The organism is Streptococcus mitis (genome assembly GCF_001579035.1).
Classification (GTDB): Bacteria; Bacillota; Bacilli; order Lactobacillales; family Streptococcaceae; genus Streptococcus; species Streptococcus mitis_J.
The window spans coordinates 315,094-321,868 of record NZ_KQ970285.1 but is presented as its reverse complement, the minus strand read 5'-3'; the positions used below and the strand labels follow the sequence as shown (position 1 = coordinate 321,868).

Here is a 6,775-nt window from a genome sequence, read left to right as displayed (position 1 = left end):
CTTGGAAAGTCCATATAGATATGAGCTCCATGTAAGCGTTCTGCCTTGGCTTCGATATAACCAGCAGTCTGGCTAATCTTAGCCCCCATAGCTTCCAGACCTTTCAAATGAAGATCGATAGGGCGACTACCAATCGTACAACCGCCTGGCATGGATACCTTGGCATGACCTACACGAGCAAGAATTGGTCCCAAGACAACGATGGATGCGCGCATCTTGCTGACATACTTATAAGGGGCTTCCTCAGTGATGTCGCCAGTAGCATCCACCTCGACAAGATGAGCCTCCTCATCAAAATCTACCTTGGCATTCAAACCACGAACCACCTGATTCATAATAAAGACATCCGACAAGATCGGTACATTCTGTAAGACTGTCTTTCCTTCACTGGCTAGAATAGTCGCTGCCAACAAGGGTAAGACTGCATTCTTTGCTCCGTCGATAGTAACACTTCCTACCAGACGATTATCGCCACCTTGAACCACAATTTTGTCCATACTCGTTTCCTTTACTCTTGATTTTATAATAATCCTCTAAGCGCTTCTTGCCACAACTGATACAGGCTGATAAAGAAAGAACTCAAGATATAGCCCATTACAATGCTGAAAAGAGCTAGCAATAAATGAACTTTTCTTGTATTCTCATCTGTCACTTTTAAAACCTTTTCCCATCTAACAAGATCCTTTAAAAGGTAAAAACTCACATAGATAAAGAGCATGTGACTGCTTAGAGTGAATAATAATTGAACCATTTGACTATTATACCATCTTCCCTGTTTGCGCGCTAGTTTGGAAACTTCACTCAAAAATTAGGGATTGTTTTTCAAGTAATCAATTGCATCTTGTAGGGTTTTAACAGGTACGATTTTCATATCCGTCTTGATTGTTTTAGCTGCTTCCAGAGCTGTTTGGTAGTTGTTTTTCGCGTCCGGATGCGCCTTTTGTTCTTCTTCGCTAACAGGGTTATCAGGGGCAAAGAAAATAGCAGCACCTGCCCTAGCCGAAGCTACAACCTTCTTATCAATACCACCAATATCCCCCACATTCCCATCGCGGTCAATGGTACCTGTACCGGCAACAATACGGCCATTACGAAGACCAGGGTCAGCTATTTGGGTATAGATGGCCAGACTAAACATGAGACCAGCACTTGGTCCGCCGATACCAGCTGTTGAAAAGCGAATTGGGACATCACTGGTCACTTCCGTACGGTCAATCAAGCCGATTCCAATCCCATTTTTGCCATTTTCCAAGGTGATAATCTTACCTTCTGCGGACTTAGTTTGCCCATCCTCTTCATAGGTGACCTTGACGGAGTCCCCTAGTTTTTGAGAATTGACGTAATCAATCAAGTCTTTGGAACTGTCAAAGGTTTGATCATTGACTGCTGTGACCGTATCAGAGATGTTGAGAATCCCTTTAAAGGTCGAATTATCCGTCACAGTCAAGACATAAACCCCAAGGTACTTAAGTTCAATATCCTTACCAGCTGTTTTTAGCCCTTGATACTTGGCCATATTTTGCGATGTTTGCATGTAGAATTGATTGATCCGCATAAATTCAACATCAGAAGAGCCACCTGTAGTCTCTTGGGCACTACGAATATCTGTAAAAGGCGTCAACCAAGCATAAATCATATGGGCTAAAGTAGCGTGCTGGACACCAACCGTAACGAATTGATAGGCACCAGCTTCCTTATCTTCTTTGTCATTGACTTTAAGGACTTGGCGAATATCTTCCGAACCACCTGGAACCTCTATATAGTAGGGCAAGGGCACCACAAATGCCAAGAAAGTCACAATCAAGGCCGCAATGACATATAAGGGCCATCTAATCTTTTTTTTCATTTCTTATTTCCTCCAAAATACTCTCAGGAACATAGCAGGCAATATCCTGACCAAACTTCAATAGTTCTCGAACACCGGATGAACTGATATAGAGATGTTCAGGTCGGCTATGTAAATAAATGGTCTCTATATCAGGAGACAGCTGATGGTTGTAGTAATCAAAACTGGCTTCATATTGCAAATCCGCTGCATTCCTCAAACCACGCACTAAGAAAGTAGCCACCAGTCTTTTTGCGACATCGACCACCAATTCATCATGAGAAGACACGACTTCAACATTTTCCAAATGTTTCACAGCCTTTTCTAACCCCCGTTTACGATTTTCGATAGGGAGAAATCCTTGTTTGTGGGGATTAAAAAAAATACCCACATAGAGCTTATCAAAAAGTCTGCTCGCCCGTTCAATCATATCCAGATGCCCATTTGTCATCGGATCAAATGAGCCTGTGAATAAGCCAATCTTATCTGACATAGACTGTCACCTTACTAATTCCATAAATTTTTTCCTTCCAGATGCCCAGGCAGGCAATTTCTTCTGGAAGTTCAACGGACTTATCCGTCTCACACACGACCATGACATCTTCAGAAAAAAGCGCTCTCTCAGCCATTTTTTCAATATCTGCTACGATTTGTTCCTTGGCATAAGGAGGGTCTAAGAAGATGAGATCGAATTCCCCAGATACCTGTTCCAATGCCCTTTCTGCATCCATCTTGAGGAGTTGAAATTTTCCAACTTCCTTGGTCATCTGAATATTTTCAGCCACGATGGTCTGAGCCTTACGGTCTCGCTCCACCAAAATAGCACTGGACATGCCACGCGATACTGCTTCGATAGATAAACCACCACTACCTGAATAAAGGTCCAAGACTCGCCCCCCTTCAAAGTAGGGACCAATCATGTTAAAAATGGCTCCCCTAACCTTATCCGAAGTAGGTCTTGTCGTCTTGCCTTCTAGTGTCTTGAGGGAGCGTCCCCCATAGATTCCTGATACGATTTTCATACCGTTTATTATACCAAATTATAGACAAAAAGAGAAAGAAAACCGAACCTTGCGGTTCGATTCTCTACAAAATATTTTCGTAAGTATCGCGGACTTCTTGAGGCCAAACACTTGTTTGCACTTCTCCGATGTGTTTCTTGCGAAGTAGGAACATGGCCATACGAGATTGTCCAATTCCTCCACCGATTGTCAATGGGAATAGACCATTCAACAAAGCCTTGTGCCATTCCAATTCCAAGCGGTCTTCATCACCTGTGATGGCAACCTGACGGCGAAGGGTTTCTTCATCTACACGAATCCCCATAGAAGACAACTCAAAGGCTCCACCCAGAGATTCATTCCAGACAAGAATATCACCATTTAGACCCTTGTAGCCATTTTCAGACTCACTTGTCCAGTCATCATAGTCTGGTGCACGCCCATCGTGCGGTTTACCGTCTGGCAACTCGCCACCGATACCAATCAAAAAGACGGCTCCAAATTCTTTACAGATCGCATTTTCACGTTCTTTCGGTGTCAAGTCTGGGTAGCGTTCTACCAACTCTTCTGTATGGATGAAAGTAATCTGTTTTGGCAAGATTGACTCGATGTCATAGCGAGCTTCAACAGCTAGCTCTGTCAGGCGAATAGCCTTGTAAATCTTCTCAACTGTTTCTTTTAGATAAGCGATGTTACGCTTACCATTTGGGATAACCTTCTCCCAGTCCCACTGGTCAACATAAACAGAGTGAGTCGCATCCAGCGAATCTTCGTCTGGACGAAGGGCCTTCATGTGGACGAAAAGACCTTCACCCTCACCGAAACCAAAACGAGCCAAGGTATGGCGTTTCCATTTAGCAAGGGAGTGCACCACTTCATAAGTAGCATCAGGGATTTGGAGAACCTTGACCGATACGGCGTTCTCCACACCTGATAAGTTGTCCTGCATCCCGTCGCCGACCCTACTCAAGATAGGACCTTGAACTTCGACGACTTCTAGCTTATCTTTCAAATACTGGGTAAAAGTGTTTTTGACAAAGGAAATTTCTTCTTGTTGATGGATAAAACTTTTCTTCATAAACTACTCCTCAAAAATTAGTTAAAAGCATTATACACCTATTTCCAAGAAAAGAAAAGAGAAAATTTAAAAAAATCAGTGTCACTCAAAACACTGATTTCATAGACCTTCTAGTCATTGCGACCGAAGATCCGTAAAATACTTAGGAAGAGATTGATAAAATCAAGATAGATACTGAGAGCCATTGACACAACCCAGCCTGTCGCTACACGACCTTGTGATTGTTCATAAGCAAGGCGAATCTTTTGGTTATCCCAAGCAATCAACCCTGAGAAAACCAAAACCATGGCTACGCTAATCATATAATCAAAGAAACCACTAGCCAAGAAAATATTGACTATCATAGCAATCAGCAAACCGATGAGTGCTGCCATCATAGCCCGACCAAGACCACTCAAGTCTTTCTTGGTGAAGATACCAACTGCCGCCATGACAAAGAAGAGAAGGGCGCTCGATACAAAGGCAGATAAAACTGTACCCGGAGTATAGAAGGCCACCACAAAACTGAGGGTAAAGCCGTTTAATACTGAGTAAAGTAAAAATACTGGAAGAGCCGCTGGACTATTCTTTGAAGCCATACTGCTGGCAACGAAAACCAAGGCCAACTCTGCAAAGGTTGCAATGGTCAACCAGAGACGTCCCTGCATCAAAAAGTAAACTAACTGAGATTGAAAGACCGTCAACATAAGACCTGATACTAAAGCGGATAGTCCAATCCCCAGACCAACAAAGGCATAAACCTTAGCGTAAAATTGATTGAGACCTGCACGGTCATGTATAATAGTGTGATTCATCATTTCTCCTTTTCTATGAACATCTTTCCTTGATTATAACAAAGAAAGTTAAAATTAGCTTAAATGGAAAATTAAAATACCGGCTGCAACGGCAACATTGAGACTCTCCGCCTGCCCCTTCATACTAATATGGACCAATTGATCTGCACTTTCAGCCATGAGGGGACTAATTCCTTGCCCCTCATTTCCCATGACTAGTACAAAATTTTCTATAGGAGGCAGTTCTCTGTAATCAACAGAATCTTTAGATAGGGTTGTTGCCAGCACTGGGATACCTGCCTCTTTGATTTCCTTAAGAAGCGCTTGACTAGACATCCGGTAAATGGGCAGATGGAAATGACTGCCTTGCATGGAACGTAGAGTCTTGAGACTGTAGATGTCTGCCGACTTATCTGAAACAATCACTCCTGTATAGCCTGCTGCATCCGCAGTCCGAATGATCGTTCCCACATTCCCAGGATCTTGCACATCTTCCAAAAACAAGAACTTGCCCTGACTCAAATCAGCTTGTCCTACTTCTTCTTTTTGAACCACGGCAACAATGCCCTGTGGAGTCTGAGAATCCGCCAAATCTAGCAAAATATCCTCTGACACCCAGACAGTTTGCGGAAAAGCAGCTAACTGATTTCGGTAATTTTCTAGGGCGAAGATTTTCTCAATCGTCACTCCAGCTTGAACAGCTTCTTCAAACAAGTGCCAGCCTTCAATCAAGTAGGCTGTCTTTCGGTATTTTTTTTGGTGTAATTTCTTGGCATTTTTTACCACAGAATTGGCTTTTGAGGTTATAATAGTCATAGAAATATTATAACACAATCAAAGGGGTTTGGTATGCAAAAGATTAGAATGATTGCCCAAGGTAGGGTACAGGGAGTCGGCTTTCGTTGGGGTGTTTACAGCTTGGCGCTTGAAATTGGTGGCATCACAGGTCGAGTATGGAATAACGACGATGGCACAGTGGAAATCTTAGCCCAAGCAGACTCATCTGCTATCATGGCAAAATTTATCCAAGAAATCCGCAAAGGACCCACACCTTTTTCAAAAGTCAGCTACTTAGATGTCAAACTGAGCAACTTTCCTCCCTACTCTGACTTTAAAATCGCAAATTAGGTCTCCAGAACTATTGTATATTTTGTAAAAAAACAGTAGAATAGAAAGGTATAATTTTTAAAGAAGGAATAAAAACAGTGAAATCTATTAAACGTTTTGCACTCTCAGCTATGGGAGTGGCTATGTTGCTTGTCTTGACTGGCTGTGTCAATGTCGATAAAACCACAGGTCAGCCGACAGGATTTATTTGGAATACCATCGGAGCGCCTATGGCTGAAGCTATCAAGTACTTCGCTACTGATCAAGGTCTAGGCTTTGGTGTCGCTATCATCATCGTAACTATTATCGTGCGCTTGATTATCTTGCCACTTGGTATCTACCAATCATGGAAGGCAACGCTTCACTCTGAAAAGATGAACGCCCTCAAGCACGTCCTTGAGCCACACCAAACTCGTCTCAAAGAAGCAACTACTCAAGAAGAAAAACTCGAAGCCCAACAAGCTCTCTTTGCTGCTCAAAAAGAGCACGGCATCAGCATGTTTGGTGGTGTAGGATGTTTCCCTATCCTCCTTCAAATGCCTTTCTTCTCTGCTATCTACTTTGCTGCCCAACATACTGAAGGTGTTGCTCAAGCAAGCTACCTAGGAATTCCTCTAGGTTCTCCAAGTATGATTTTGGTTGCCTGCGCTGGTGTCCTTTACTATCTTCAATCGCTCCTTTCACTTCACGGAGTAGAAGATGAAATGCAAAGAGAACAAATCAAGAAAATGATTTACATGAGCCCACTCATGATTGTCGTCTTCTCCCTCTTCTCACCAGCTAGTGTCACACTTTATTGGGTTGTCGGTGGTTTCATGATGATTCTCCAACAGTTTATCGTCAACTATATCGTTCGTCCAAAACTTCGCAAAAAAGTCCGTGAAGAACTAGCCAAGAACCCACCAAAAGCAAGTGCTTTCTCTAAACCAAGTGGACGAAAAGACGTTACCCCTGAACAACCAACTGCTATCACAAGCAAGAAGAAACACAA

9 protein-coding genes and 1 pseudogene are annotated in these 6,775 nt (G+C 42.9%); 2 read left to right on the top strand and 8 right to left on the bottom strand.

Annotated features, from left to right (window positions below; translation table 11 throughout):
• The 8 genes and pseudogenes from SMIDD26_RS12520 to SMIDD26_RS01545 form a co-directional block, all read right to left on the bottom strand.
• Positions 1-497: pseudogene (locus SMIDD26_RS12520) on the bottom strand (UDP-N-acetylglucosamine 1-carboxyvinyltransferase); the annotation flags it as partial.
• A 23-nt stretch (positions 498-520) separates the two neighbouring features.
• Positions 521-751 (bottom strand): DUF1146 family protein, encoded by a 231-nt coding sequence (locus tag SMIDD26_RS01575; RefSeq protein WP_134990081.1) that lies wholly within the window; start codon positions 749-751, stop codon positions 521-523.
• A 57-nt stretch (positions 752-808) separates the two neighbouring features.
• A complete protein-coding gene (locus SMIDD26_RS01570) occupies positions 809-1,846 on the bottom strand; it encodes a SepM family pheromone-processing serine protease (protein WP_061438700.1) in 1,038 nt (345 codons plus the stop codon).
• Complete coding sequence (coaD, locus tag SMIDD26_RS01565; RefSeq protein WP_061438699.1) at positions 1,830-2,318, bottom strand: pantetheine-phosphate adenylyltransferase; 489 nt, start codon at positions 2,316-2,318, stop codon at positions 1,830-1,832. The genes SMIDD26_RS01570 and coaD overlap by 17 nt, the downstream gene beginning before the upstream one ends.
• Positions 2,308-2,847 carry a 16S rRNA (guanine(966)-N(2))-methyltransferase RsmD gene (rsmD, locus tag SMIDD26_RS01560; protein WP_061438698.1) on the bottom strand — a complete coding sequence of 180 codons (540 nt, stop codon included), beginning with the start codon at positions 2,845-2,847 and terminating at the stop codon, positions 2,308-2,310. Before rsmD ends, coaD begins: the two co-directional genes overlap by 11 nt.
• 64 nt (positions 2,848-2,911) lie before the next feature.
• Positions 2,912-3,904, bottom strand: a complete 993-nt coding sequence (asnA, locus tag SMIDD26_RS01555) for an aspartate--ammonia ligase (RefSeq protein WP_000748003.1) — start codon at positions 3,902-3,904, stop codon at positions 2,912-2,914.
• 110 nt (positions 3,905-4,014) lie between these two features.
• Positions 4,015-4,698 (bottom strand): Bax inhibitor-1/YccA family protein, encoded by a 684-nt coding sequence (locus SMIDD26_RS01550; protein ID WP_061438697.1) that lies wholly within the window; start codon positions 4,696-4,698, stop codon positions 4,015-4,017.
• Positions 4,699-4,752: 54 nt separating this feature from the next.
• Positions 4,753-5,493: a TrmH family RNA methyltransferase gene (locus SMIDD26_RS01545; RefSeq protein ID WP_061438696.1), complete on the bottom strand. Its 741-nt coding sequence runs from the start codon at positions 5,491-5,493 to the stop codon at positions 4,753-4,755.
• 33 nt (positions 5,494-5,526) lie between these two features.
• Here SMIDD26_RS01545 and SMIDD26_RS01540 point away from each other — a divergent pair, with 33 nt between their 5' ends.
• Together SMIDD26_RS01540 and yidC are read left to right on the top strand one after the other, a co-directional pair.
• On the top strand, positions 5,527-5,805 hold the full coding sequence (locus tag SMIDD26_RS01540) for an acylphosphatase (RefSeq protein WP_054392911.1): 279 nt from the start codon (positions 5,527-5,529) through the stop codon (positions 5,803-5,805).
• 77 nt (positions 5,806-5,882) lie between these two features.
• Positions 5,883-6,775 (top strand): membrane protein insertase YidC (gene yidC, locus SMIDD26_RS01535; protein ID WP_061438695.1); only part of this gene is annotated, 893 nt, incomplete at its 3' end.

Coding starts and splice junctions, on each gene's coding strand:
- asnA (WP_000748003.1), bottom strand. CDS start 3,904: ATGAAGAAAAGTTTTATCCATCAACAAGAAGAAATTTCCTTTGTCAAA.
- SMIDD26_RS01575 (WP_134990081.1), bottom strand. CDS start 751: ATGGTTCAATTATTATTCACTCTAAGCAGTCACATGCTCTTTATCTAT.
- SMIDD26_RS01570 (WP_061438700.1), bottom strand. CDS start 1,846: ATGAAAAAAAAGATTAGATGGCCCTTATATGTCATTGCGGCCTTGATT.
- SMIDD26_RS01545 (WP_061438696.1), bottom strand. CDS start 5,493: ATGACTATTATAACCTCAAAAGCCAATTCTGTGGTAAAAAATGCCAAG.
- rsmD (WP_061438698.1), bottom strand. CDS start 2,847: ATGAAAATCGTATCAGGAATCTATGGGGGACGCTCCCTCAAGACACTA.
- SMIDD26_RS01540 (WP_054392911.1), top strand. CDS start 5,527: ATGCAAAAGATTAGAATGATTGCCCAAGGTAGGGTACAGGGAGTCGGC.
- SMIDD26_RS01550 (WP_061438697.1), bottom strand. CDS start 4,698: ATGAATCACACTATTATACATGACCGTGCAGGTCTCAATCAATTTTAC.
- coaD (WP_061438699.1), bottom strand. CDS start 2,318: ATGTCAGATAAGATTGGCTTATTCACAGGCTCATTTGATCCGATGACA.